Here is a 26,864-nt window from a genome sequence, read left to right on the forward strand (position 1 = left end):
CTCCTATAAGGTAGTAAACACGGTGTACGTGCCGAATTTTCCCAGCTGGCGGGTCAGGGGGAAGAAGGGCGATGCGACGTAATCGTCGTACCGGCTCCGCGGCACGATGAGGGTCAGGGCTTCGCGGCGCTGCAGCTTATCCATGACGCTGCGTTCTTCTTCCGTCGGGAAGAGATGCTTTTTCGACCAGACGGCGTCCCGTTTCAGGCGGGCGTTTTCGTCAAAGCTGGCCGGCGCGGTCCAGACGGCGCCCTTGTCCGTGTAATAGACGAAGGACGTGCGGTATTCTTCGAAGAAATATATCTGGCCGGGGAACTTCGACGAGGCTTCGATGAGAGCTGACGACGAGCGGTATTCGTAAAAGGGCGTCAATACCTGGAAGGTCAGAAGCCCGTATATGACCATGGTGCCGGCGGTGATGACGATGGGAATTGCCGGCAGGGCCTTCTGCCATTGGGAGAAGACGAGGATTGCCATGGCCAGGGGAATGAAGACGATGAGCCAGAACAGGTCTCCCAGGACGACGGCGCCGGGCTTGGCGAACAGGGCCGCTCCCAAAAAAAGGAGCCAGAAGAAGATAGCCGGGCCAGTGACGATTGTCCAGAGTTTGCACGAGCTCTTTTCCTGGAGATCCATGACGGCCAATGCGCCGAGGTACAGGAGCGGCATATTGGCGATATAGGCGTAGGTCGGGTATTTCGTCGCCATGGCCGTGTAGAAGAGGATGGTCCCGACGGCCCAGACGGTCATGAAGACGTATTCGTCCGTCCAGCCGCGCCGTTTCCACAGGCCGTACAGGCAGGGGCCGGTCCAGGGCAGCAGGCTGACGGGAACGAGGACGACGTAGTAATACCAGACGTTCATTTCCGGGTGCTCCGACACCGTAGCCCGCACGACGTTGTTAAAGCCCAGGAAGCTGTCGATAAAGGCCGCGCCGTGGCGGGCGTACATCGTGCCGTACCAGGACAGGACGACGAGGAGAAACAGGACGATGCCGACAGGCGGAAAGAGGCGCTTGATATACTGCGTATTGCGGCGCAGGGCGATGAAGACGAGGAGGAACGTTCCCGGCAGGACGATGCCGACGGGGCCCTTGGTCAGCACGGCGAATCCGGCCATGACGTAGGCGGCGACGACGTACCATTTTTTCCCCTCCGTCAGGCCGATATAGGCGAAGAACATGGCCGCCGACGTGAAGAAGAAGAGCATCTGGTCGGTAATAATGGAATGGCTGATGGCCCAGACGGCCAGAGATGTCACGGTCATGGCAGCCACGATGAGGGCGGCCGTCATGCGGCCCGTGCGGCGCAGCATATACCATGCCGCCAGCACGACCGACGCCGTGCCGAAGAGGGCGCCGGGCAGGCGGGAGGCGAAATCCGTAAAGCCGCACAGCGTGTAGGAAATACACAGCATCCAATAGATAAAAATAGGCTTATCGAACCAGTACGTGCCGTAAATCTGCGGAGAAATCCAGTCGCCGGACAAGACCATTTCCTTTGCCGTCAGGGCGTAGTTGGACTCGACGGGGTCGGTGACGGCCAGCTGGCTGTTGCCGAGGAGCAGAAACAGGAAGCAGAGGACGGCGAGCAGGAAAAATACAGGGCGGTGTTTCATTGCATACCTCCTATGGATGATTGATGAGAATGACTTGAGCCGGCAGATCTGCCGCCATGCCGTATTGCCGCAGTTCGGGCACCGTTTGATTGAGCTTGAGGAAGGACGTCTTGGTCATGACGATGTAGGCCTTATCGGGAGACGTCAGCAGGGCGGCGAAGTCGGGCAGGTCGTCCTTTTGCCACTCTATGCCGTGCAGGTTGCTGTAATAGGCGATGCCTGGGCGGAGAAATTTTTCGATGTATAAGTCGGACCGGCCGTCGTATACGTCGTGGAGGATATAGGCCGCTTCGTACGACGTCGTGTGCTCGGCGATGCGGGGCATGACGAAGCCGAAGGCCGCCCAGGAAAAGACGACCATGAGGACGATGGCAGAGGCGAAGGCCTGCTTCCATAGCTGCCGATACAGCAGGAAGGCCGGCAGAAACAAGGCCGTGCTCAGCAGGACCGAGCCGATGAGGATTGGCTGGGCGAAAAATTCCGCCCCTTTGTTCAGCGGAATGGCGTTGCAGAGCAACAGGCCGACGGCCAGGATATAGGCGGCAGCGATTGCGCCGAGAGGCGGGCGCTTTTCCAGATAGCAGCGGTACAGATACCAGGCGATGATATAGGCCGCCGGCGGAAAGGCCGGGGCGATATACGTGACCAACTGCGTATGAGACAGGGAAAAGAAGACGAAAATAAAGGCCGCCCAAATCAGGCAGAACAGCACCGCGTCGTTAAAGGGGTCGCGTTTTTTGAACAAGCGGCGCACTGCCGGAGCCAAGGCCGGAATCCACGGGACCATCGCGCCGATAAAGACGGGAATGAAGAAGAAAATACTGTTTTGTCCCGGATGCTCCGGCGCGATGAAGCGGACGAGATTGTGATAGCCGAGGAAGGTCTGCAAGAATATATCGCCGTGGGTCTGATACATAAATACGTACCACGGCAGGCCGACGAGAAAGGCGATGCAGAGGCCCTGGGGGATTTTCATCGTCCTGAGAAGGGCCCATTGGCGGGTAGCGGCCATATACAGCAGCATGATGAGCGCCGGAAAGGCGTAGCCGACGGGGCCTTTGGCCAGCAGGGCCAGGCCGCAGAAGGCATAGGCCCGGTAATGTTTTCCCTGATACAGGGAGATCATGGCGACGGTCAGGGTGAGCATGAGGGTCATGTCCGTGACGGCGGCTTTGCCGACGTACATGAAGCCGACGCTGGTCAGCAAGATGAGCGTCGCCATGAAGGCGATGGTTTGATTGAACAGGTCCTTGCCCTGGACGTAGACGAATAAGGCCGTCGTGACGGCGGCGACAGCGCTGGGCAGGCGGGACGACCAGTCGGAAATGCCGAGGAGGCTGTAGGACAGCATTTCCAGCCAATAAAACAGAGGCGGTTTATCGTACCAGAACTGGCCGTAAATGCGGGGAGAAAGCCAGTCCCCGGCCAGCAGCATTTCCTTGGCCGTTTGCCCGTATACGGGCTCGTTGGGATCCGTCAGGGGGGCAATACCCAAAAAAGGCAGCAAAATAATTGCTGCCATACAGGCGACCGTCAGGCCGTGTCGATTTTCAAAAAGCCAATGTTTCATTTTGCCAATCTCCCGCGGCGCCGTTTCCAGAGGAAGAGGAGGGCGCAGACTGCGCAGATGGCGACGATGACGGCGAGGAAGATGTGGTTGTACTGAATCAGGTCCTTCCAATGGCTTCCCAGAATTGAGCCGGCCCACACGAGGAGAAGCGTCCAGGGAATCGTGCCGATGATGGTGAAGACGACGAAGCGTCCGAAGGGATAGCGGGCCACGCCGGCTGGAAAGGAGATAAAGGTCCGCACGCCGGGCAGGCAGCGGCAGATTAAGACGGCCGCTCCGCCGTATTTATTGAACATCGTTTCTGCCATATTGAATTTCTTTTCGTTGAAGAAGATGTATTTCCCGTATTTCAGCAGCAAGGGACGGCCGCCGTACGAGCCGAGCCAGTAGCTGACGATGGAGCCGACGACGCCGGCCAGACAGGCGATGACGACGGTGGTCCAAAAGTCGAAGATGTTTTGGGAAATGAGAAATCCGGCGAAGCCGAGGACGACTTCGCTGGGAATGGGAATATTGGCATTTTCCAGTACCATGGCGATGAACATGGCGATATACCCATACGATTCCATAAGCTGCAATAACGTGTCCATGTAATGTAAGCACTCCTGTTCTTATGTATTATATAGTATCACTATTAGAAGAAAGACTGCGTAACGTCGCGTATGCTTATCATAGCATAAAACGCGGAAAATTTGATAGAAATATGCAAAAAACGCAAATCACCGTCGCAAAAAGCATGAATCAGCAAGTGTCAGCGCGTTTTGAAGCAAGGCAGATGACGCAGGGCGTATTTGCATATCATATACCCGTAGAGGAACGATAAGGCCAGCGTCAGGACGAATTTCAGCGGCATGCCGAGAGACAGGGGCTGGAGAAAATAGGCCGTGTTCTGAATCAGCGTGTCGCTGACGACGTACAGCGGATAGGCCAGGCCGGCGGCCAGCTTTGTCTTGTCTGTTTCTATGTCTCCCCATTTGGCAAAGGCCGCTAGCAAGGCCAGGAGCAGGGGAAGCTGCAGGAGGGAAAAGAACAGCAGCAAGGGAAACAGCGTGCCGGAAATAAATACGGAAATTCCCATCGTAATATAGGACGAGGCGACGATGACGCCCAACAGCAAGGCCGCGCCGATGATGTGAACGGCAGACGGCACGTAGCCTCCGGCTGTGAACCAACGATGCCTGAAGGCATACACGCCGAAGCAGAAGTACAGCCCGCTCATCGCCGCAAGGTACAGCACATACAGGGGGAACCAAAGGTCCGGCGTGCGGTGCGCCGCCAGCAGCAGCCCGAAGAAGGCCGCGGCCACGACGAGCTGCAGGGCGTAGAAGCCGGCCAGGATTCCTGCTGAGGGAGGCGCGGCTGCCGCCCGCTGAAAGAGGGAACGCCGCCATTTCTTTGCGCCCATCAAGGTCAGATGAAACAGCAGGAGCAGCCCGATACAGAAGAAGGGGCTTTGGAAATAGGCAGACCAGAACGGCAGGTGGACGATCGAGAACGCCGGGCCGTCGCCGTGACTGCCGCAGCTCCGGCTGGCAAGGTACAGGAGCTCCGGCGCCAGGAGAATTGTACCGGCCAGCCAGGGCCAGCCGAGACGGGTCCACTTGCTCTTGAAATAGGGCCGGATCATGTGGATGCGCAGCGAAGACGCGCCGAAATAGGCGCTGATAAAAAAGATTGCCGGCACGATGCATGCGATGGCTAAATTGTACAGGAAATCAATGGCCAGCCCTTCAATGGAGTGCATCGGAGCGGGAACATAGGGATGCAGCAGGGGAAAGGGCCTGAAATTTCCCAGTGCGGCGAAGCAAATGCCGGCGAATACCAGGCAGGTGCGGAGATTATCCAGATAATGTATGCGTTTACCCATCGGTAAGACCTTCTTTCTCATGTATAGGCCAGCTTCCGCAAGAAGCTGACATACATTATAATATACCTATCTAAACAAATATTAAAGATAGAAGAAAAAAATCATAAAAAGGAGACGAGGCATATGGTAATCAGTACGACTGACAGCATTATCCGCCTGTGCGTGGCCCTGCTTTTGGGCGCGATCATCGGGTATGAACGGCAGGCGCAGAATAAGGCGGCAGGCCTTCGGACGCACACCTTGGTCTGCGTCGGCTCCTGCCTGTGCATGATCATATCGATCAACATCGCCATGGACCATTTCTTGCTGTACGGCTACCGCAACGCCGACCCCGAGCGCATCGCCGCCCAGGTTATTTCCGGCGTCGGCTTTTTAGGCGCCGGTACGATACTGGCAAACCAGAAGGCGCGCAATGTCCGCGGCCTTACGACGGCGGCCGGACTGTGGGCCGTCGCGGCTATCGGACTCGTCGTAGGCGCGGGATATTTGGCCGTGGCCGTCGCGGCGACAGTCCTCATCTTCGTCGTGCTGACCGTCTTCATCCGCTTGGACAAGCGCCTCAGCAGCCAGCACCGCCGGGAATACACGGTACATATTATCATGAAGAATACGATTGGGCAATCGCGGCGCCTGGCCGAATACTTGGAGAACCGACAAATGAATGTCAAAGCCTTCCGCATCCTGTCCGACGAGGACAGCGAGCAGGCCGAACTAGCCGTCACGCTCATCGCCAACGACGGTATAGAGAGCGATGAAATCATACGGCGGCTCTTAACGGTAAAAGGCGTGACGCTGGCGGAGCTGGAGAGCCCTGGCGATGCAGAAGGCCGGAACTCGGGACAAAGTACAGAAACATAAATCATTAATATAACAGAAACATGCAAAACGGCAGCGGAAACGGATCCGCTGTCGTTTTATGTTGACGGTGAAAAGCATACATTAAAGCTTTTTATGGTTTTATAGATAGTGTTTAAAGGGAAGACTGATTGTGTATAAAGAATACATAGATTTTTTGCGCTTTTCGTATATTCATTTTGGGCAGCATATAGTATAATAAAAAAGCATGCAACTCAAGGAGGGATTATATGTCTACGTTTATGGCTGCGTCCAGCAGAGAAGGAAAACAATTACACGACGCCGTGTTTCAATTCGGCCAGGCTGCTCAGGCGGCGATGGCGGCATACGGCCGGGAGCGCGTCGTCAACGCCACGGTAGGCTGCTATGCCGGCGAAGATGAAGTATTGGGGTGTCTTCCCGTCGTAGAAGAAATCTATCGGTCCCTGCCGATGGCTGATTTTATTACGTACGCGCCGCCTGTCGGCCTGGCGGACTACCGCAAGGCGGCGATAGACGAAACGTTCGAGGCATATCGTCCCGAAGGATATATAGACGCCGTAGCGACGGCCGGCGGCACCGGAGCCGTTCATATCGCCATCGCCAACTATTCGGAAGTCGGCGACGACGTCCTGGCATCCGACTGGCGCTGGGGCATATACGGCAGCTTGTGCCAGGAAATCGGCCGCAGGCTTACGACGTTTGCCTTGCTCGATGAAAGCGGCGCATTCAATATCGAGTCTTTTTCCTCGGCCGTAGCCGATGTGCTGCGCAAGCAGGATTCCCTGCTGATTATCTTGAATACGCCGGCTAATAACCCGACGGGATTCGCCTTGTCCGATCAGGATTGGGCGGAGGTGCTGCAGGTCTGCCGCTTCCATGAAAAGCAGGGCAAGCGCATTTCGATTCTCGTCGATATCGCCTACATTGCCTATGCCGGCGAAAAGAACGAAGTCCGTACCTTTATGAAGCAGTTCAGCAACTTGCCGCCCCATTTATTCATTATGGCGGCGTTCAGCATGTCCAAAGGCTATACGCTGTACGGACAGCGGGCCGGCGCCCTCGTCGGCGTGTCGTCCAGCGAGGACGTCATCAAGGAATTTACGGAATTAGGCCGCTATTCGGCCCGTACGTCCTGGTCCAACGTCAACCGCGCGGCCATGACGCTCCTCACGACGATCCGGGGCGACGCCGCCTTGACGAAGCGTCTCGACGAGGAACGGATGGAATTTTTCCGCATTATTCAACAGCGGGCATCGCTGTTTACGGAAGAAGCGGCGCAGTGCGGCCTGCGCGTCATCCCCTACCATGCGGGCTTCTTCATTTCCATTCCTGCGGCCAACTCCCAGGCGGTCTGCGAAGCGCTGCAGGACGAATTGGTCTTCGCCGCGCCGTTGGCCCTGGGCGTACGATTGGGTGTATGCTCCGTACCGCTGCCGAAAATCAAAGGCTTGGCGGCCAAGATAAAGAAAGCCGTCGATAAATAAAAAATACGAATGGCATATATACGATGCAACCCCTGCGGATTAGCTAAGAATCTGCAGGGGTTTATCATTAGAAAATATCGTCGTCTAATTGTTTCAGGTACTCGAAGAAAATGGACAGGCTTTTTTGGACGTTCGGCCGCGGCGTCTTATGGGTAAGGATATAGGCCGTCAGTGGTTCCGGCGGGTCTGTCAGGTATTGGTAGGCAAACGTGCCTTTTTGGCAGGCGTACTTGGCGAAGAACAGGGGCATGACGGCCCAGCTGCCGCTGTGGGCCATGATTTGCAGGGCCAGCTGGGCGCTGGCTACATAGCTGGGATGAAATTGGTCGGCAGGCCAGTACGTTTCATGCCACTGCGTAAAGGACGGCGGCCAGTTGATGTACAGCTCTTTCGTGCAGTCCAGCCGGCGGGGATCGACGGGAGCCTGGGCCGACTCCTGCGGGTCGCCGGGCATGACGCAGACCAGGGGAGACTGTCGCCATGGCTGGCAGGAAAGCTCCGGCGACGCCGAATCGCGCCAGCCGATGGCCACGTCGATGACGCGCTGCTCGACCAGCGGGGGAAATTCGATGGCGTGCTCCGTATGGATGTAGAGGTTCATGCCGGGCGAATGGGTCAGCAGGCGGGAATAGAGGGCGGGAAAGACGTAATCGTTTAGGATCTGTACCGACCCGATCGATAAGGACAGTCGTTCCCCCAAGCTTTTGAACCGCTGCGTTTCTTCCCACACGGCGTTCCAGCGCTGGGCGATGGACAGGAAATCGCGTCCCGACGGCGTCAGCGTCGCTTCCTTGATGCCCCGTCCCCGATCCAGCAGGGGGATGCCCAGCTCGTCTTCCAGCGTTTTCAGCCGCCGCGTGACGGCCGTTTGGGAAATATATAATTCATCGGCGGCTTTGCTGATGGTTCCGTATTTGACGATGGCCAAAAAGGCCTGTATATCGTGAAAGTTCATGGCATGCTCCTTTTGAAATATGCAAAAAGCTGCTATTTAAGCTGATATATTCATATTTTACATTATATTTGACTGCCTGTACAATAGAGGTACGGTAAAGATACAAAGACAAGCAGATGCTTGTTTGACTGCGTATATTCAAAAGGAGGACCTACGTTGACAGATACTTTATTATTGGACATTGGCATTATCGTGCAGATTATTTTGATTGACCTGGCCCTTGGCGGCGACAACTCCATCGTCATCGGCATGGCGGCGAAAAATCTGCCGCCTCGCTTGCAGAAGAAGGCTATTTTATACGGCACGGCCGGGGCGATTCTCCTGCGGTTCCTGCTGGCGTTCATCGTGTCGTGGCTGTTGTTCATCCCGTTCCTGAAGACCGTCGGCGGCGTGCTGCTCGTCGGCATCGGCATCAAGCTCATCGGCGCCCAGGGCAAGGAAGAGACGCACCACATCGAGGCGAAGGATTCCTTAGGCGCGGCGATTAAGACGATTATCTTGGCCGACGTGCTCATGAGCCTCGACAACGTCCTCGGTATCGTCGGCGTGACGAACAACCACTGGGGCCTGCTCATCTTCGGTATGCTGATTTCCGTGCCGATCATCATCCTGGGCAGCACCATGGTCATTAAGATCATGAACAAGTTCCCCATCCTCATCTACGTCGGCGGCGCCATTTTAGGCTGGGCGGCCGGCGGCATGATCGTGACGGATACGTACCTGGCCGAATACGTCCCCTTCGTGGCGGCCAACGCGACGGCGATGAAGGTCGGCTTGTTAGCTGCGACGCTGGCCGGCGGTGCCATCTGGAAGTACGGCGGCTGCTGGAAAAAAGAAAGCGTGGCATAACTGCATATTCTATAAAACTGAAAAGACTGTACGCGAAGTGTTATAGCACTGGCGTGCAGTCTTTTTTCCGTATATTTGACAAACGCGGCGGCAGCTTGTATAATACACACTATGCTGTATATTTTTGTATAGGAGATAGGGATTCATGGTTGAAGCAGAATATATTTTGGCGCGCAACGTTATCAAACTGGCCAATGTCATCATGACCATACGAAACAGAGAAATTAAAGAACTCGGCTTGACAGCGGAGCAGGCGGACAGCCTTATATTTTTTTCTCAGCATGCCGGCGCGTCGGCCGTGGATTTGAAAGCCTATCTGGGCGTTGCCCATCAGACTGCCCGCGGCATTGTGGAGCGGATGGCGGCCAAGGGGCTGGTGACGACCCATGTTTCCGAACGGGACGGCCGCTATAAGACCGTCGCGCTTACGGAAGAGGGCCGTGCGTTATGCGCTGCGATGGCTGAGAACGGCACGTATACAGGCCGGACGTTATTGCAGGGCATGAGTGAGGATGAAAAAAAGCAGTTTTTTTCTCTGTTAACCAAGGCGCTGCAAAATATAACGACGCAGCCGTGAGCGATTACGTCTATCCTAATATACAGCATGCTTCATACTTGCGCTGTGGCTGCTGCTCATAGAGGCAGGCATACATAAAAAGAAAGAGAGATGTATCATGTTGGGATTTCGTAAGGAAACAATAGAACGTTTTATCTGGTACGTATTGGGACTGAATCTGATTGCCGTCGCCGTCGTGCTGAATATCCGCTACGTCATGGGCGTCGCGGCATTTAGCTCCGTCATGTATGCCATATCGCAGATTTATCATATTTCGTTGGGGACGGCGTCTATCCTTTGTTATCTGCTGTTTGTATTGATACAGTGCGTGTTGTCGCGGAAAATTAAAGCGGTGTATTTGCTGGAAATTCCCTTGTCGCTGGCTTTTGGCGTCGTGACGGATGTATATGACTGGCTGATACCGGAATTTCACTTTCCGGCCTATATCAGCATGACCTTATTTTTACTGACTATGTTTGTTACAGCCTTAGGCGTATTTTTGTGCGTAAAAACCAATTTTGTGCTGACGCCGACAGAAGGCATTGTGCAGACGATTTCTGAAGTATTTCATATTGCCTTTTCTGCTGTAAAAAATACATTTGACGTCTCCTTAGTCGTTATCAGTACGCTTCTTTGTGTATTTAATGATACGGAGCTGTACGGCATTGGCGCCGGGACCGTCTTATCGGCCCTGTGTATAGGACGAATTATCGGAGTATATGAAAAGATGTTTCGCTGGAAAAAGCTGAATCAGCTCAAGCAGCTGCGGCGCAGCCGGTATGCTGCCTGCTGACCATGAAGGGAGGTTTTCTGCCGCGCAAAAACGAGGAGCCTGGACGTTATGTCCGCGGCTCCTCGTTTTTGTATGATGAAATTCCCCCGATAGCTGTATTATTTTTCGTCCATAATGGCTTCCGGCCCCCTGTCGCCGGTGCGGATGCGGACGGCGTCTTCGACGTCGAAGACGAAGATCTTGCCGTCACCGACCTTGCCGGTCTTGCAGACGCGCTGGGCCGTTTCGATGACTTTTTCTACAGGCACCTCGCATACGACTGTTTCGACCTTGATGTGCGGCAGCAGGTTGATGGCGTATTTCTGGCCCCGGTATACTTCGACGTGGCCTTTCTGGAGGCCGCAGCCGTAGACCTGGCTGACGGTCATGCCCATGACGCCGATGGCGTTGAGGGCATCCTTCAGTTCTTCCAGCTTGCTGGGCCGGGTTACGATGTCTATCTTAGTAATTTTTCTGTCCATGCATATCACTCCCTATAACTGATGACCGCTGACGCCGATGTCGCTGATCGTAGACGGCGAGACGACGGGTGTATTCAGGCTTTCGCCGAAGGGGCTGCCGGCTGTAATGGCGTAGTTGTAGCCACGTTCGCCGTGTTCGGTAATGTCCAGGCCGGAGATTTCTTCTTCCTTGTCGGCGCGGACTTTCATGATAGAGCTGATGATCTTATACAGGATAATCGTGCCGACGATGGCGAAGACGTAGGCGACGACTGTCGAGACGACCTGAGCGAAGAGCAGATGCGTTTCGCCATAGAATAAGCCGTTGGCTCCGGCCGGGTTGACTTCCGTCGTAGCCCAGAGGCCTGTGGCGATGGAGCCCCAGGTCCCGCCGATGCCGTGGATGCCGAAGGCGTCGAGAGAATCGTCGTAGCCGAATTTGGCTTTGACGACGGCGACGGCAAAGTAACAAACTGCGCCGCCGATGGCGCCAATGATGACGGCGGGAAGCGGAGCGACAAAGCCGGCTGCCGGCGTAATGGCTACGAGGCCGGCGATGCAGCCGGAAGCTGCGCCGAGAATGGTCGGTTTACCATTGACAGCCCATTCGATAACGACCCATGCCACGGTCGCTGCCGCAGCTGCGCCCTGGGATGCGATGAAGGCGTTGGCAGCCAGGCCGTTGGCGCCGAGGGCGCTGCCGGCGTTGAAGCCGAACCAGCCGAACCACAGGAGAGCCGCGCCGAGAACCGTCATGGGCAGGTTATGGGGCAGCATGGGGATGCGGCCGTAGCCCTGGCGTCTGCCGAGAAGAATGCAAAGCGTAAGACCCGAAACGCCGGACAGGATATGAATAACCAAGCCGCCGGCAAAGTCGAGAGCGCCGAGCTGGGCCAGGAAGCCGCCGCCCCATACCCAGTGGGCCATGGGATTGTAAATGAAAATAGCCCAGAGCAGGATGAACACTGTAAACGCATGGAATTTCATCCGTTCGGCAAACGCGCCGGTAATCAAGGCCGGCGTAATGACGGCGAACATACACTGGAAGGCGACGAAAGCCAGTTCGGGAATCGTGCCGTTAGCCAGGACAGACATGCCGACGCCCGTCAGGCCTACTTTGTCTAAGGAACCAATAAATCCGTTAATATCCGAACCAAACGTCATAGCGTAGCCGATTAAAATCCATTCGACAGAAATCATGGCGACGATGAAGAAACTCTGCATAATGGTCGTCAGTACGTTTTTATTGCGGACCATGCCGCCATAGAAGAAACCTAAACCAGGCGTCATAATAAATACGAGCGCCGCGCTGATGAGGACCCAGGCTGTATCGCCTGTGTCGATGGCCGATGCCGGATCGGCGGCAAATGCCGTCGGCGCGGACAAGGCCGTGCAGGCCAGAGCCAGGCGCAAAATGGACCACCCTTTTGTCATTAAAATCATCCCCCTATCGTAAGAAAAAAGGCGTCTATGCGGAAACTACCCCCTCGTACTTTCCCATAGACGCCGTTGTCTGTACATATATTGTTTTATCAATAGAAAAACAGAAAGGCTCCGGCATCATCGGGTACCTCGATATGCCAGAGCCTCATTGCTCAACTCGTATTCTATTGATGTGCCTTATTATACGGCGTTTTCGGCAGATTGTCAAATGTTTTTAAGTAAAAAATAATAAAATTAACAGTTTATATTTATAAAATAGAAATTCACTTTATTATTAAACGAACAGGATGTGGCCGACGAAGATATAGAACGTCAGGGAGATGGCGCTGAGGGCCGTCGTGTTCATGACGATCTGCGTGGCGTAATCGGCGTTGTTGCCGAATTCGATAGCAAAGAGGGCCGTATTGACCGCCGTCGGAATGGCGCAGTAGATGAGGAAGACCATGGCGCTGACTGCCGTAAAGGTGCCGGGCATCAGGGCGTTGGCCGCGTATATCATGACCAGGCCGAAGAGGGGCAGGACGGTCATCTTCAGCAGGCTGATGATCCACACGTCCTTGTCAAACCAGTGTATCTTCGTCTGGGACAGCTGCGCTCCAATGCTGACCATGGCGACGGGCAGCAGCGATTTGCCGGCCATTTCCATGATGGGCCAGAAGAAGAATTCTTCGGCGTTCCAGCCTGTCGAGCGGACGAGGAGGGCCGCGGCGAGGAAGTAAATCATGGGCATGCGGAACATGACGCGCAGCGTATCGGCAGCTGACAGCCGCCCGCGGCCGGCCTGATAGAGGCCGAGGGTATTGAGCGATACGCTTTGGACGATGAAGATGATGATTTGGACGACCATGGCTTCGGCAAGGTAGGGCGTCTGGCCGTCGACGACGAAGGGGGCATGGGAAAAGACGAGGATGATGAGGGCTACGCCCAAGTTGCCTGTGTTATTGAACATGAGGGCGTTGCGGCACGACTGTATCATGCCTTCGTCATAGCGGCGCCAGTGGCTGACGAGATTGGCCAGGAAAAAACAAAAGACCATGAAGACGGTCATGGCGGCGATCATCGTCACGCTGGCCGGGGGAAATTCCGTTTCGTATACGTTGGTGAAAATGAAGCTGGGAATGACCAGGTAAAACATGAACTTGGACAGGGTTTTTACGTCTATGTGAAATTTCCGGTCTAACAGGAAGCCGATGAGGACGAGCCCGAAGATAGGCAGCATCGTATGCTCGATAATAAATAGGAACACCATTGTCAAAACCTCTTTTCATCAAAGATAGGTTTTATTATATAGCAAATAAAAAATATAGCAAATAAAAAAAGACGGCAGGGCAGAATAGGAAATACGGTAAGGTTTTCCTATCCTGCGCCTGCCGCCTGAGGGGGATGAGCGCGCTATTTGTAGCTTGCGAAATAATATACGACGTTCAGCAAGGTTTCGCACATGTATTTCAAGGCGTTGCTGTCCCAGTGGAAATCGGGCGAATGGCCGACGACAGGTTCGTCGCCGCAGACGCCGACGTAGTAAAAGGCGCTGGGGACGGCGGCGCTGAAATAAGCGAAGTCCTCCGAGCCGGAGCCGCGCTGCATAGGCACGACGTCGACGCAGTCGGCGCATTGTTCCGTCAGGATCGCCGCTACGCGGGCCGTGACGGCTTCGTCGTTGACGCAGACCGGCGAGAAGGGGACGACGTCCAGATCGTAGGAGCCGCCGTAGGTCAGGGTGACGGCGCCGAGGACGTGGCGGAGCTTGTCGAGGATGTCGCGGCGTTTGGCTTCGTTATACGTCCGCAGCGTTCCTTTTAATTCCGCCGTATCAGGGATAACGTTGGGATTGCGCCCTGCCTGGAACTGGCCGAAGGTCAGGACGACGCCGTCGCCGTCGGCGCGGCAGTTGTACACGTAGCTTTGAATCATCTGGATGACGTCTACGCCCATCTGAATCGGGCTGATGCATTCCGACGGCTGGGAGCCGTGGCCGCCCTTGCCGTGGAGGGTAATGGTGAAGTCGTCGCACGAGGCGGAGATTTCGCCGCTGCGGATGCTGACATAGCCCTTGGGAAGGGCGCCGGCTACGTGGAGCCCGAGGGCGTATTCGACGGGCGGATTATTGAGGATGCCTGCGTCTATCATGCGGGCTGCGCCGCCGTTGCCTTCCTCGGCAGGCTGAAATGCCAAGCGGACCGTGCCGCGCAGGCAGTCGCGGTGCTTGTTCAGGATTTTGGCGATGCCCAGCAGGTTGGCCGCATGGCCGTCGTGGCCGCAGGCGTGCATGACGCCGGGGACGAGGGACGCGTACGGACAGTCGTACTTTTCCGTCAGCGGCAGGGCGTCGATGTCGGCGCGGAGCAAGATGACCGGGCCGGGATGGGCGCCGCGGATGAGGCCGGTGACGCCGGTGCCGGCTATGATTTTTACGTCTTCAATGCCCATGAGGGAGAGCTCTTGGAAAATGGTTTTGCACGTATCAAATTCTTTTTCGCTCAGTTCGGGATGGGCATGGAAATATTCACGCATTTCCATCATATAAGGCAGTGTCTTGCGTACGGCTTCGTGGATGTTGAATGTAGGTGTAAATTGGCTGCTCATATGCCTTATGCCTCCTTTGTTGAGCCTGACGCTGCTTTCATCGTGTCTATATTACTTCTATACGGCGCGGGAAAAATCCTGCCGGCCGGCGAAGTTTTTCCGATTATTTTACAGAAGAGGCGGCCCCTTCTTTTTTGCGGAAGGAAAAGCGGAGGCGGTGTTTTTCAATCCATACGAAGATGATGGGGATGATAAACAGGGTGAAGACCGTCGACGTCAGGAGGCCGCCGATGACGACGACGGCCATGCTGGCTCTCGTTTCCGAGCCGGCTGTCATGGACAGGGCCGTAGGCAGCATGCCGACGACCATGGTCAGCGTCGTCATGAAGATCGGCCGCAGGCGGACCTTGCCGGCCTCGATAATGGCGCTGCGCGGGTCGAGGCCCCGTTCCATCAGGGTCAGCGTATAGTCTAGGAGGAGGGTGCCGTTTTTGGCGACCAGGCCGTCCATGACGAGGATGCCGATGAGGGAATACAGGTTGATCGTGTTGTTCGTCAGGAATAAGAGGAACAGCGAGCCGATGAGCCCCAGAGGCAGGGAGAACATGCGGATAAAGGGCGTTTTCACCGATTCGTACAGGATAGCCAGGATCATGTAGATCAGGATGAGCGACAGGACGAGGGCTTCGCCCAGGTCGCGGAACGTCGTGGCCATCTGGTCGGCCTGGCCTGTAAATCGGTACGTGATGCCGCCCATATCCGTCGCGTCGAGCTTGGCCGAGATTTCTTCCATGACCTCGTTCAGGGGACGGCCCTGGAGGGTGCCGCCGAGGGTAATGGCCCGTTCCTTGTCGGTGCGGCGGATCGTGACCGGGCCGGTGGCCGCCTTGATGTGGGCGACGTCGGCAATGTAGATGATGCGGCCGTCGGCGTTCAGCGGAATCGTTTCCAAGTCGGAAATGCGGAAGCCGTCGGCGCCTTTAAAGCGGACGTAAATATCCGTGTCGTTGTTGTCGTTTTTGACGTCGTTTGCCAGGACGCCGGCCTTTTGGCCGCTGATGGCGTTGGAGAAGGTCTTGGTCAGTTCGCCTAAGGACGTGCCGTACTGCTTGAGCTTATTGCGGTCTACGTCGAGCTGGTATTCGGGCATGCCGTCTTCATAGGAGCTGCTGACGTCGCGGACGCCGGGGATTTCTTCCTTCATCATCTGCTGTACTTCCCGCGACTTGGCGATGAGCTCGTCCATGTTTTTGCCGCGCAGCTCGAGGCGCAGGTTGCCCGAGCCGCCGCCGAAGCCGCCTGACGTGCCCGATACGGAGGCCTGGTCTTCCTTGACCCGGACGTCGCCGTCCAGAATATTCTTAGCGGCGAAATTGCGGACGTCGTTGGTAATCTGCCAGATCGAGCGGGAGCGGTCCTGCCGGTCCTGAAGGGTGACCTGTATATTGGCTTCATTGAGGTTGCGGCCGCCGACCATGGCCGTCGAATAGACGACTTCCGGTACCGTCGCCAGATATTCTTCTATCTGGCGGGCCGCCTTGTCGGTCCGTTCCAGGTTGGCGTTCGTAGGCAGCTGGAGGGTGATGCGGAAGCCGCTTTCATCGGTCTGGGGCATGAATTCCGAGCCGACGAGGCCCGTCGGGATGAGGGCTACGGACAGGGTAAAGCACAGGAGGACCGGGAGGACGAGGCGCTTGGCATGGTCCAGGCTCCAGGTCAGCATGCGGCCGTAATGGCTGCGGGCCCAGTCTTCGATGGCGTCCATGCGCCGCCACAAGGGCGTGTCGGGGATTTTCAGGCCTAAGCGGAAGAGCCGCGACGCCAGCATCGGCGTCAGGGTGAAGGAGACGAAGAGAGAAAAGAAGGTGGCGAAGACGATAGTAAGGCCGAACTGTTTGAAATACTGGCCTACCATGCCGGTCATGAAGGCGATAGGCAGGAAGACGACGATGTCGCACAGCGTAATGGCGATGGCGGCCATGCCGATTTCCGTCCGCCCGTTCAGGGCCGCTTTTTTCGGCTCTTCGCCGTTCATGAGGTGGCGGTGGATGTTTTCCAGTACGACGATGGAGTCGTCGACGAGGATGCCGACGCACAGGGCCATGCCCATGAGGGACATCATGTTGAAGGTGAAGCCGGCGATGTACATGGCGAAAAACGTCGAAATGAGGGATGTCGGGATGGCGATCATGACGGCCAGGGTCGAGCGCCAGCCCCGCAGGAAGAAGAACAAGACCGTCCCTGTCGTGATGAGCCCTTCGATGAGGGTCTGCAAGGTGTTGTGCAGGGAGTTGCGGACGTACGACGCCGATTCGTTCGTTACAGTAAAGGTATAGTCCGGGTTGTCGCGGCGCAGCGTTTCCAGCTTTTCCGTCACGTTGTCGACCGTAGAGACGACGTTGGCGTCGCTGTTTTTGTAAATGACCATGACGACGGCGTCTTCGCCGTTGACGCGGGCGTAGCGGCTGACGCGCTGGTCCTTGCGCTTGATGTCCGCCACGGCTGTAATGGGAATCTGCACGCCCTTGGCATTCGTGACTTGTATCTTTTCGATTTCATTTTCGTCGGCGAACTGCGCCTTGACCCGCACGTCCGTCGTCGTGGCGTCGGAGTAAATCGTGCCGGAGGGCATGAGGACGTTTTCTTCGCGCAGGGCCGAGACGACTTCGCTCAGGGTCATGTCGTAGTGGATGAGCTTAGCCTTGTCGACTTCGACGGCGATTTCCTTGTCGCGGCCGCCGTTCAGCTCGATTTCCGACACGCCGTCGGCCTGCTGGAGGACGTCCTGAAAGTCGTTTTCCGCTTTCGAGTAGATGTCGTCCAGGGACTGATTGGATTGGACGGCGATAAACATGATCGGCGTGGCGTTGACGTCGCGCTTGATGACGACGGGCTCGTCGATTTCATCGGGAAGCTGGCCGCGGATGGCGTTTATCTTTTTCGTGGCGTCGATGGCCGCCGCGTCGGCGTCGGCGGAGAAGTCAAGCTCCAGGGTGATGCGGGCCTGGCCGTAGGAGGCCGTCGACGTGATGTGTTTCAGGTTGGAGACCGACGACAGGGCGTCTTCGATGGGCTTTACGACCTGCTGTTCGACCGAGTCGGCATTGGCCCCGTCGTAGTTGACCGTGACCGTGACGTACGGCGTGTTGAGGGCCGGCAGCAGCTCGACGCCGATGCGGTAAAAGCTGAACAGGCCGAGGACGACGAAGAAGGCGACGGCCATGCAGATGCCGATGGGCCTGTCGATGGAAAATTTCGTAAGATTCATGACGTCACCTGATTTCTTTTTCAATGGTTACGGATACGCCGTCGCGGAGGCGGGCCAGGTTCGTCGTGGCAATCTGCTCGCCGTCGGACAGGCCTTCGAGGATTTCTACGTAGTTGTTGTTGCGGAGGCCCGTTTTAACCGTGCGGATGGCGATGGTGTTGTCCGGGTTAATGACGTAAAGCTGGCTGATGCCGTTTTGTTCGACTAAGGCGTCCTTCGGTACGAAGAGGGTATTCCGTCGCTGCAGTACTTCCAGCGACGACTGGGCGAACATGCCGCCGCGCAGGAGATTGTCCGGGTTGGACAAGGTGATGCGGACGATATAGGTCTTGTTCGTCGGGTCCATGGCCGGGCTGACGTAGGTAATCGTGCCGTCGTACGTGTTGGCCAGCGATTCGACGGATACGGATACGGTCATGCCGGGCTGGATGGCGGCGACGTCGGCTTCGGCGACGGGGCAGTCGATGTAGATGCCGCTGGTATCCGTAATGGTCAGCACCTTCGTGTTGGCGGCGGCCATGGCGCCGGCTTCGGCGTTGCGGTAGGAAATGACGCCGTGCCGCGGCGCGCGGATGGTCAGGTCTTCCAGCTGCTTGGACAAGCTGTCGACGGTATATTTGGCCTTGGCCTGGGCGGCCTGCTTGCCGGCGATGAGAGCCGGCGTGTCGCCGACGTTCTGAAGCTGCAAGTTATCCAGGGCGGCCTTGGCGACGATGAGGGCTTGGTACATCGTGTCCAGCTCCTTCTGTGATACGGCGCCTTCGTCCTTTAAGATGACGTAGCGGTTGTAGTTCATCTTGGCCGTGGCGTATTCGACCTGGGCTTTCTGCAAGTCCGAATAGAATTGTGACTGGGCCGATTTTGTCTCGGCTGCAGCCTGGGCCCAGGCTGCCCGGTTCTGGGACAGCTGGAGGCTCGTGTCGACGGGGTCCTGCTCCAGCAGGACCTGGCCTGGCTCTACTGTGTCGCCTAAGTCGACGTACACGGCCGTAATATTGCCGGCGTATTTCGTCGACAAGTCCACCTGGGCTAAGGGGACGGTCTGGCCCGATAAGGAAATGGTGCGCATCATATCGCGCCGTTCGGCCCGGTAGGACTGGACGGACGCGTTGGTCAGGGCCGAGCTGCTTTTCGCCGCCCGGTCCGAGTGGCTGATGACGTAGATGCCGGCGCAGGCCAGGAGAAAGACCAGGCCGAAGGCGACGAGCTTATTGCGGCTGCTGTGGAGCAGGTTGTGGGAAGAAAAGGGAAAATGTGCCATAGTCAGAACCTCGCTATCGTTTCTCTATATAATACATAAATAATATGCATGATTCGGTACTTTAGTCAGATAAATCTTTACTATAAATATAAAGAGTCGGCGCTTAAAAGGCAATATGAAAATCGTAAAATTTAAAGAACTGTAACAATAGCCGTCCATGCGGTGACAATAGGCCGACGCTGCCGTGTGTCGCAATTTGACTTCCTATGGTATAATATCGTCAAAACATGCGGGGAGTGACAGGATATGCATATTAACAGACAAGTCGCGTCGGCCTTGGATGCGCTGAGCCATTGGCCGCGGTTTCGCCTGCGCCTTTTTGCCGAAGGGGCGCTGGTCGGCGTCGTGTCCGGCGTCATTATCAGCTTTTTCCGATGGGCGCTGGATGCGGGGACGCGCGTGCGGGAATACATGTACGAGGCGGTGCTCCTGCCGGGTGGATGGCTGGAAAACGGCCTTTGGTTCGCGCTGCTCTTAGGCGCGGCCTACATGCTGTGGCGGTTCAGCGCCTATGAGCCCAATGCCGGCGGCAGCGGCATTCCCCAGGTCAAAGGCGTTATTTTAGGCGTTATCCGCCTGCGCTGGCTGCGCATCTTATGGGTAAAGCTCGTCGGCGGCATCGTCGGCATCGGCTTGGGATTATCCCTGGGACGGGAAGGGCCGTCTATCCAGATTGGGGCCGTAACGGCCCAGGGCATCAGCCGGAATCTCGGCCGGTTCCGCATTGAAGAGCGATACCTCCTGACGGCAGGGGCCAGCGCCGGTTTGGCTGCTGCCTTTAACGCGCCCTTAGCCGGCGTCATGTTTGCCCTGGAAGAGCTGCACCGCAATTTTTCCGGCGTCGTCCTGGCGCCGGCCATGGCCGCGGCCCTGCTGGCGACGATGGTCAGCCGTCTTGCCTTTGGCCGCGCGCCGATTTTTGAGTTCGGGACGGTACCGGTCCTGCCGCTGCAGTATATCTGGATCGCCGTCGTCGTCGGCATAGCCGCCGGACTCGCCGGCATTGTCTTCAACAAGGGGCTGCTGAATATTCCGCACTTTTACAGCCTGCCCTGCTTTCGCGGGTATGGAAAGTTTGCCTTTGCCCTCGCGGCGGCCGGCGTATTGGGATATGTGTTCCCGCAAGTACTGGGCGGCGGCAACGAATTGATCAACAGCCTTCATACGCTGCCTCTGTCCTTGTCCCTCTTTGCGGCCCTGCTCATCGGAAAGTTTTTGTTTACCCTGGTCAGCTACGGCTGCGGCGCGCCGGGCGGATTTTTCCTGCCCATGCTCGTACTGGGTGCTCTTACGGGCAGCGTCGTCGGCATCGTCCTGATACAGCTGGGCGTCGTCGGCCCGGAATACTTGTCGAATATCGTCATCCTGTCGATGGCGGCGTTTTTCTCGGCCTCCGTCCAGTCTCCCGTTACGGGCACGATCCTCATCATGGAAATGACGGCTTCGTACGAGCATTTGCTCGTCTTGTGCACGGCATCCCTCGTGGCCCTCGTCGTCGCCCAGGTCTGCGGCGGCCAGCCGATTTACGAAGCGCTGCTGCAGCGGATTTTGGCGGCTCACCGGCCGGAGATCCTGGCGTCGGAGCGGCGCCATCTGCTGGAGCTGACCGTGGCCAGCGGCAGCGCCGTAGACGGCAAATACGTGGGGCGCATCGCCTGGCCCAGCCACGTCGTCCTCGTCGATATCAAGCGCAGCAGCGGCGACGTACTTCCCGGCATGGACATCCGCCTGCAGGCCGGCGACTATTTATACGTCCTTACCGACTCAGTAGAAAGCGCGGAAGCCGTCCGCTGTCTTGTAGAAGTGGAAACAGTGTAGTTTTGCATAATAATTATAAAAAATAATACCAGGTCTTAAAAATATAAGCAGAAAGTATGAATTTATTGAGCTAAGAGAAAACAAATGCGGATAGCATCGCGTATAAAGTTGTGAAAAATAACGCATAAAGATTTGTTTTTTTGACTTATCCTTCAATCTTTGGTATAATTTTTTCTGAAAGTTGATGTTTAGGTATGGATATTTCAAAGAGGTGGTTGTTTGAAGAACCGTATACTGATTCTATTGACGCTCATATTTGTTTTTGCATGTTCCTCACTGGTTTGTGCAAAAGTCGAAATGGGAATGAACGGCTCTGCAGTACAGAGCGTACAATACATGCTCATGGATACCGGGTATTTGGCCGGCGGCGCCGACGGAATTTTCGGCAGCGCGACGGAAGACGCCGTAAAGCGTTTTCAGGCCGACTACGGGTTAGATGTAGATGGCATTGTCGGTTCGCAGACCATGGCGGCTCTTTCAGAAGCCAGTGGACGCGAAGCCCCTGCCGAAGAAGGGGTTGGCTCCTACCAGCGGCGTATCGTGATGGACGCATCGGCTTACACGGCCGACGATCCCGGCAACAGCGGTTTTACGGCGACGGGCCTGCGCCTGCGCCGCGGCATGGTGTCCGTAGACCCGGATGTCATTCCGTTAGGCTCGCAGCTGTACATCGAAGGGTACGGCTACGCGACGGCTGAAGATACGGGCGGCTCTATCGTGGGCAACCGCATCGATTTGGCCATGGACTCCATTACGGAGGCCCTGAATTTCGGTAGAAGAGAAGTCGTCGTATACGTGCTGTAAGCGGCAGATTAACTGAGTAAAAAAGAAAAGCGGAGAGGTTTCGGCCTCTCCCTTTTGTTTTCACGGCGGAAATCGTCGAAATTCCCCCTGTTTTTTGTAAAAAAGTATGTATTTTCCGTGCTATTTGTGTTATTCTGAAAAGGACATGACAGTTATTTGTTTCAGGGAGGCTAATACTGAATGAAAGACATTATTGCACTTATTTTAGCTGCCGGAAAAGGAACGAGGATGAAATCCAGCATGCCTAAAGTTCTGCATAAGGTCGGCGGCGTGCCGATGGTGGAACAGGTGCTGCGGGCCGTTAAAGCGGCGGGAACGCAGCGGCAGGTCGTCGTCGTCGGCTTCGGCGGCGAAGCCGTGCAGGAATATCTGGGCGACAGGGCGGAAACTGTCGTACAGGAACAGCAGCTGGGAACGGGCCATGCCGTCATGCAGGCAGAACCGCTGTTGTCCGGCCTTTCGGGCACGCTGCTCGTGACGTGCGGCGATACGCCTTTGGTAACGGAAGACACCTTCCGCAGCCTGCTGGCCCATCATGAAGCCACACAGGCGGCCGCTACGGTACTGACGGCGGTCATGCCCGACCCGACAGGCTACGGCCGGGTTATCCGCAATGAAAAGGGACAGGTCGTCAAGATTGTCGAGCAGAAGGACGGCTCGCCGGAGGAATTAGCCGTGCGCGAAGTCAACGCCGGTATTTACTGCTTCGACATGGAACTCCTGTGGCAGATGCTTCATAACGTGACGAACAACAACGCCCAGGGCGAGTATTACCTGACCGATATCATCGGCATGCTCGTCGATGCCGGCAAGGTTGTCAGCGCCTTCGCCGCGCCGGATTATAAAGAAACGCTGGGCGTCAACTCGCGCCTGCAGATGGCCGAAGCCGAGCAGGTGCTGCGCCGCCGCAAGCTGGAACAGCTCATGACGGACGGCGTGACGGTCATCGACCCCAATAACACCTACGTCGATACGACCGTTTCCGTAGGCCGCGATACGGTCCTGTATCCGGGAACGATCCTGGAAGGCAGCACCGTCATCGGCGAAAACTGCCAGGTCGGCCCGTACGTCCGCATGACGAACGTCGTCATGGGCAGCGGAGACCACCTTCAGTTTACGTACGCCCACGACTGCGAAATTAAAAACGGCTGCGAAATCGGACCCTTCGTCCACTTCCGGCCCAATACGGTCATCGGCAACGACGTCAAGGTCGGCAACTACATGGAAGTCAAGAACTCCACCGTCGGCGACGGCACGAAGCTGCCCCACTTAAGCTATATCGGCGACAGCGACGTCGGCTGCGGCGTCAATATCGGCTGCGGCACCATCACGGTCAACTACGACGGCAAGGAAAAGCACCGCACGACAATTTGCGACCACGCCTTCGTAGGCTGCAACAGCAATCTTGTATCGCCGGTCACCGTCGGCGAGTACGCCTATGTCGGCGCAGGCTCGACGATTACGAAAAACGTGCCGCCGAAGTCTTTGTCTGTCGCCCGGGCTAAGCAACGCAACATCGAAGGCTGGGTCAAAGACGATACGTATAAGAAATAGCATATACCCATTTACCTAGTATAGAAATCATAAATTTATTTTAGGAGGCTCAACAAATGAGTTACGAAGACGGGAAAAAGCTGAAAATTTTTACTGGCAACGCCAATCCGAAGCTGGCTAAGGAAATCGCCGATTATTTAGGCCTGGAACTTGGCAAGGCCTTCGTCGGCAAGTTCAACAACGGCGAAATCCAAATCATGATCGACGAAAGCGTCCGCGGCAAAGACGTATTTATCGTACAGCCGACGTGCCAGCCGGCCAACGACACGATTATGGAACTGCTTATCATGGCTGACGCCTTCAAGCGCGCTTCGGCAAAACACATTACAGCCGTCGTTCCTTACTATGGCTATGCTCGCCAGGACCGCAAGACCCGGGGCCGCGAACCGATCACGTCCAAGCTGGTCGCCGACCTCATGTCCGTCGCCGGCATTACCCGCGTCGTTACGATGGACCTTCATGCCGGCCAGATTCAGGGCTTCTTCGACATCCCTGTAGACCACCTCGGCTCGGCGTCGATTATTGCGAAATACCTGAATCAGAAAAAATCGGAAATCGACTTGGGCGACATCGTCGTCGTATCTCCCGACCTCGGCGGCGTTACGCGGGCCCGCGATTTAGCCGACCGCATCAACGCTCCTATCGCTATTATTGAAAAACGCCGTCCCCGTCCCGGCGTAGCCGAAGTCATGAACATCATCGGCGATATTAAAGGCAAGACCTGCATCCTCATCGACGACATCGTCGATACGGCAGGTTCCCTGTGCGGCGGCGCCAAAGCCCTGAAAGATATGGGAGCGGCCCGCGTGTACGCTGCCTGCGCCCATGCCGTACTGACTGACCCGGCCGTACAGCGCATTCAGGATTCCGTCATTTCCGAGCTGATTATTACCAATACGATTCCCTTGCCCGACGAAAAGAAAATCGACAAGATCAAGGTCTTGTCCGTTGCTCCGCTCTTAGGGGAAGCGATCATGCGCATTTTCCATGAAGTATCGGTAAGCAAGCTCTTCGACAAATAAGGGTAGTTACGGTGCATATGATTGTTGGCCTGGGAAATCCCGGCCGAGAATACGAAACGTCAAAACACAATACGGGCTTCCGCGTCGTCGACGAGCTGGCGAAGCGCTGGAACGTGACGCTGTGGCAGAACCGGATGGACGCCCAGGTTGCCCAGGCCGACGTAGACGGGGAAAAGGTCATCCTCGTCAAGCCGCAGACTTACATGAACAACAGCGGCCAGGCCGTAGGGCCCCTCATGCGCTGGTATAAGCTGGAGCAGGCCGACGTCTACGTCGTCTACGACGATATGGATTTGCCCGTAGGCCGTCTCCGCATCCGCAAGAACGGCAGCGACGGCGGCCATAACGGCATCAAGAGCCTCTTTGCCAACGGCTGCCGCGATTTCATCCGCTTTCGCGTCGGCATCGGCCGGCCTTTGCCGCACCGCGATGTCATCGACCACGTGCTGACTCCGTTTCCGGAAGACATGCTGCCGGAATACGAGGAAGGCCTGAAGGCGACAGCCGTCGCTATTGAAGGCTGCCTGAAGGTCGGCGTCGACGTCGGCATGAACCGGTATAACCCGCGGAAAAAGAAGAAAACGCCTAAGCCGGAAGAAACGGCTGAACAGCGTATGGAAGAAACTACATAATATAAAAACTGCCGCTAAGCAACAGTTATGCTGTACTTAGCGGCAGTTTTTATATGAAGCCTTATAAAATTTGCAGTCCTTCCAGGAGGATTTTTAAGCCGATGAGAATCAGGACGGCCCCGCCGACTCTCTCCGCCTTGGATTTATATTTAAGTCCGAACAGGCTGCCGGCTTTTACGCCGACGGCGGAACAGGCGAAGGTGACGCAGCCGATAGACAGGGCGGCCGGTATAATCGATACGTTCATGAAGGCGAAGGTGACGCCGACGGCTAAGGCGTCGATGCTCGTCGCGACGGCCAAGGCGAACATAGCCGGCACGGCCATGTTCGCGTCGGGACAGTCTTCCTCTTCGAAGGATTCCTTGATCATATTGGCTCCGATCAAGGTCAGGAGGGCGAAGGCGATCCAGTAATTATACGACGTGATGATGTCGGTAAAAAACGTTCCCAGATAATAACCTGCCGTAGGCATCAGGGCCTGAAAGCCGCCGAACCATAAGCCCGCCAGGGCCATATGCTTCCAATGGATGCTCCCCAGCGATAATCCCTTGCAGACCGATACGGCGAAGGCGTCCATGGACAGGCCCAGGGCCAGCAGTAACAATTCCAATCCATTCATGGTCATCTCTCCTATGCGATTTCATATGACGGCAAATAAAAAAGACCTAAAGGCAGCGCAAATACTGCCTTTAAGTCTCATCATTTCAAATAGCACCGGGCCCTGAGGCCAGTATGTCGATACTACTATACATGCCGGATGTACTGATTACTCCCTTAAAGTACATCCAGAATTATACTGGATGGAATTGAGATTGTCAATGAGAAAAGCTGCTTTGCCGTGTAAAATCCATGGCGTCGGCAAACCGACCTGTCGTCGCGTTGTTCATCATGACGTAGTTGTAGTTGCCGTTGGGGAACGAAAAGGTGAGCATCGTGTGCCGGTCGTCGTCTAATATGATGCGGACCACCGTAGTGAACCCGTCGTTCGTGACGTTGTGTATGCTGTACGGCACGCCGTCGACGTCGTCCATGGAAATGGACAGCTCCCGGCCGTAGCGGCCCTGCCAGGTACCGACGATGAGGCTGTAGCCCGCCGCATAGGGCATGGAGTGGGACGGGAAGGCCTGGACCGGCGCGGTGCAGGCGACGGCGGCAAGCAGGCAAGCCGCCGCCAACGATTTTATTTTGGTAATCATATATATCATCCTTCTTTCTGAACGCAGCTGCGCATGCTTATAGTATAGTGATTCTATCAATTTTTGCAAGGCCTAGCCGTTGGCGTCAAACTCGTGAATAAAGGACTTATATGACCGAATCCCCGCGTCGGGCTCGTATTGCATTCGATTAAGGAAGACCTTTATCATAATCTGACATCCAACAAAAAACGGACAACGCCTGCTGCAGATCTGATGTGCCCCCAAAAAGTTAGACTTTAGTAACGAGGTAGTTTTTGCTATCTCGTTACTTTTTTATGCCGCGGACAGGGACAGCCTGTATTTGACAGGACTCTTCCAGCCTAGTTTTTCTTTGATTCTTTGTTCGTTATAGTATTTGATATACTGTTCGAT

The 26,864-nt window shown here is 55.9% G+C and carries 24 protein-coding genes; 10 read left to right on the forward strand and 14 right to left on the reverse strand.

The genetic code is table 11. The annotated features are described in order from the left end of the window. Positions 1–3: 3 nt before the first annotated feature. The 4 genes from OCV58_RS07960 to OCV58_RS07975 all read right to left on the reverse strand — a co-directional run bounded on the left by OCV58_RS07960 (position 4) and on the right by OCV58_RS07975 (position 5,054). Positions 4–1,617: an ArnT family glycosyltransferase gene (locus OCV58_RS07960; protein WP_154877501.1), complete on the reverse strand. Its 1,614-nt coding sequence runs from the start codon at positions 1,615–1,617 to the stop codon at positions 4–6. A 10-nt stretch (positions 1,618–1,627) separates the two neighbouring features. Further along, a complete protein-coding gene (locus OCV58_RS07965; RefSeq protein WP_154877502.1) occupies positions 1,628–3,187 on the reverse strand; it encodes an ArnT family glycosyltransferase in 1,560 nt (519 codons plus the stop codon). Continuing rightward, complete coding sequence (locus OCV58_RS07970) at positions 3,184–3,777, reverse strand: DedA family protein (protein WP_087477594.1); 594 nt, start codon at positions 3,775–3,777, stop codon at positions 3,184–3,186. Before OCV58_RS07970 ends, OCV58_RS07965 begins: the two co-directional genes overlap by 4 nt. Positions 3,778–3,938: 161 nt before the next feature. Then, the gene (locus OCV58_RS07975; RefSeq protein WP_154877503.1) at positions 3,939–5,054 is read right to left on the reverse strand and encodes a hypothetical protein; all 1,116 of its coding nucleotides are present in this window, start codon (positions 5,052–5,054) and stop codon (positions 3,939–3,941) included. Positions 5,055–5,177: 123 nt separating this feature from the next. Here OCV58_RS07975 and OCV58_RS07980 point away from each other — a divergent pair, with 123 nt between their 5' ends. Beyond that, entirely contained in the window at positions 5,178–5,912 is a 735-nt protein-coding gene (locus tag OCV58_RS07980; protein WP_154877504.1) for an MgtC/SapB family protein, read from the forward strand. Positions 5,913–6,139: 227 nt separating this feature from the next. Next, positions 6,140–7,375 carry a pyridoxal phosphate-dependent aminotransferase gene (locus OCV58_RS07985; protein ID WP_239478100.1) on the forward strand — a complete coding sequence of 412 codons (1,236 nt, stop codon included), beginning with the start codon at positions 6,140–6,142 and terminating at the stop codon, positions 7,373–7,375. Positions 7,376–7,442: 67 nt separating this feature from the next. Here the strand turns inward: OCV58_RS07985 and OCV58_RS07990 are convergent, their stop codons facing one another. Beyond that, the gene (locus OCV58_RS07990; protein ID WP_154877505.1) at positions 7,443–8,330 is read right to left on the reverse strand and encodes a LysR family transcriptional regulator; all 888 of its coding nucleotides are present in this window, start codon (positions 8,328–8,330) and stop codon (positions 7,443–7,445) included. Between the two features lie 156 nt (positions 8,331–8,486). Here OCV58_RS07990 and OCV58_RS07995 point away from each other — a divergent pair, with 156 nt between their 5' ends. From OCV58_RS07995 to OCV58_RS08005, 3 genes are all read left to right on the forward strand, one after another. Beyond that, positions 8,487–9,179 carry a TerC family protein gene (locus OCV58_RS07995; protein WP_087477590.1) on the forward strand — a complete coding sequence of 231 codons (693 nt, stop codon included), beginning with the start codon at positions 8,487–8,489 and terminating at the stop codon, positions 9,177–9,179. Between the two features lie 145 nt (positions 9,180–9,324). Continuing rightward, on the forward strand, positions 9,325–9,756 hold the full coding sequence (locus OCV58_RS08000) for a MarR family winged helix-turn-helix transcriptional regulator (protein ID WP_095630049.1): 432 nt from the start codon (positions 9,325–9,327) through the stop codon (positions 9,754–9,756). A 97-nt stretch (positions 9,757–9,853) separates the two neighbouring features. Further along, positions 9,854–10,528 carry a YczE/YyaS/YitT family protein gene (locus tag OCV58_RS08005; RefSeq protein ID WP_198643513.1) on the forward strand — a complete coding sequence of 225 codons (675 nt, stop codon included), beginning with the start codon at positions 9,854–9,856 and terminating at the stop codon, positions 10,526–10,528. 98 nt (positions 10,529–10,626) lie between these two features. Here the strand turns inward: OCV58_RS08005 and OCV58_RS08010 are convergent, their stop codons facing one another. From OCV58_RS08010 to OCV58_RS08035, 6 genes are all read right to left on the reverse strand, one after another. Then, a complete protein-coding gene (locus OCV58_RS08010) occupies positions 10,627–10,989 on the reverse strand; it encodes a P-II family nitrogen regulator (protein WP_087477588.1) in 363 nt (120 codons plus the stop codon). A gap of 12 nt (positions 10,990–11,001) precedes the next feature. Next, on the reverse strand, positions 11,002–12,402 hold the full coding sequence (locus OCV58_RS08015; protein ID WP_087477587.1) for an ammonium transporter: 1,401 nt from the start codon (positions 12,400–12,402) through the stop codon (positions 11,002–11,004). 283 nt (positions 12,403–12,685) lie between these two features. Next, positions 12,686–13,660, reverse strand: a complete 975-nt coding sequence (locus tag OCV58_RS08020; RefSeq protein WP_154877506.1) for an AEC family transporter — start codon at positions 13,658–13,660, stop codon at positions 12,686–12,688. A gap of 143 nt (positions 13,661–13,803) precedes the next feature. Continuing rightward, on the reverse strand, positions 13,804–14,997 hold the full coding sequence (locus OCV58_RS08025; RefSeq protein ID WP_154877507.1) for a M20 metallopeptidase family protein: 1,194 nt from the start codon (positions 14,995–14,997) through the stop codon (positions 13,804–13,806). 103 nt (positions 14,998–15,100) lie between these two features. Beyond that, positions 15,101–18,205, reverse strand: coding sequence for an efflux RND transporter permease subunit (locus tag OCV58_RS08030; protein WP_095630046.1), 3,105 nt, complete (start codon positions 18,203–18,205; stop codon positions 15,101–15,103). A 4-nt stretch (positions 18,206–18,209) separates the two neighbouring features. Continuing rightward, positions 18,210–19,466 (reverse strand): efflux RND transporter periplasmic adaptor subunit, encoded by a 1,257-nt coding sequence (locus OCV58_RS08035; RefSeq protein ID WP_154877508.1) that lies wholly within the window; start codon positions 19,464–19,466, stop codon positions 18,210–18,212. Positions 19,467–19,712: 246 nt separating this feature from the next. Here OCV58_RS08035 and OCV58_RS08040 point away from each other — a divergent pair, with 246 nt between their 5' ends. From OCV58_RS08040 to pth, 5 genes are all read left to right on the forward strand, one after another. Beyond that, positions 19,713–21,284, forward strand: a complete 1,572-nt coding sequence (locus OCV58_RS08040) for a chloride channel protein (protein ID WP_154877509.1) — start codon at positions 19,713–19,715, stop codon at positions 21,282–21,284. A gap of 219 nt (positions 21,285–21,503) precedes the next feature. Continuing rightward, positions 21,504–22,088, forward strand: coding sequence for a peptidoglycan-binding protein (locus OCV58_RS08045; RefSeq protein ID WP_232818806.1), 585 nt, complete (start codon positions 21,504–21,506; stop codon positions 22,086–22,088). A 180-nt stretch (positions 22,089–22,268) separates the two neighbouring features. Beyond that, the gene (gene glmU / locus OCV58_RS08050) at positions 22,269–23,642 is read left to right on the forward strand and encodes a bifunctional UDP-N-acetylglucosamine diphosphorylase/glucosamine-1-phosphate N-acetyltransferase GlmU (RefSeq protein ID WP_087477580.1); all 1,374 of its coding nucleotides are present in this window, start codon (positions 22,269–22,271) and stop codon (positions 23,640–23,642) included. Between the two features lie 56 nt (positions 23,643–23,698). After that, a complete protein-coding gene (locus OCV58_RS08055; protein WP_087477579.1) occupies positions 23,699–24,664 on the forward strand; it encodes a ribose-phosphate diphosphokinase in 966 nt (321 codons plus the stop codon). Between the two features lie 17 nt (positions 24,665–24,681). After that, positions 24,682–25,296, forward strand: a complete 615-nt coding sequence (pth, locus tag OCV58_RS08060; RefSeq protein ID WP_154877514.1) for an aminoacyl-tRNA hydrolase — start codon at positions 24,682–24,684, stop codon at positions 25,294–25,296. Positions 25,297–25,357: 61 nt separating this feature from the next. Here the strand turns inward: pth and OCV58_RS08065 are convergent, their stop codons facing one another. From OCV58_RS08065 to OCV58_RS12225, 3 genes are all read right to left on the reverse strand, one after another. Next, positions 25,358–25,915, reverse strand: a complete 558-nt coding sequence (locus OCV58_RS08065) for a manganese efflux pump MntP (protein ID WP_154877510.1) — start codon at positions 25,913–25,915, stop codon at positions 25,358–25,360. Positions 25,916–26,111: 196 nt separating this feature from the next. Then, on the reverse strand, positions 26,112–26,492 hold the full coding sequence (locus tag OCV58_RS08070; RefSeq protein WP_087477576.1) for a hypothetical protein: 381 nt from the start codon (positions 26,490–26,492) through the stop codon (positions 26,112–26,114). A gap of 273 nt (positions 26,493–26,765) precedes the next feature. Then, complete coding sequence (locus OCV58_RS12225) at positions 26,766–26,864, reverse strand: IS3 family transposase (protein WP_353866911.1); 99 nt, start codon at positions 26,862–26,864, stop codon at positions 26,766–26,768.

The organism is Megasphaera stantonii, assembly GCF_025567065.1.
GTDB lineage: Bacteria > Bacillota > Negativicutes > Veillonellales > Megasphaeraceae > Megasphaera > Megasphaera stantonii.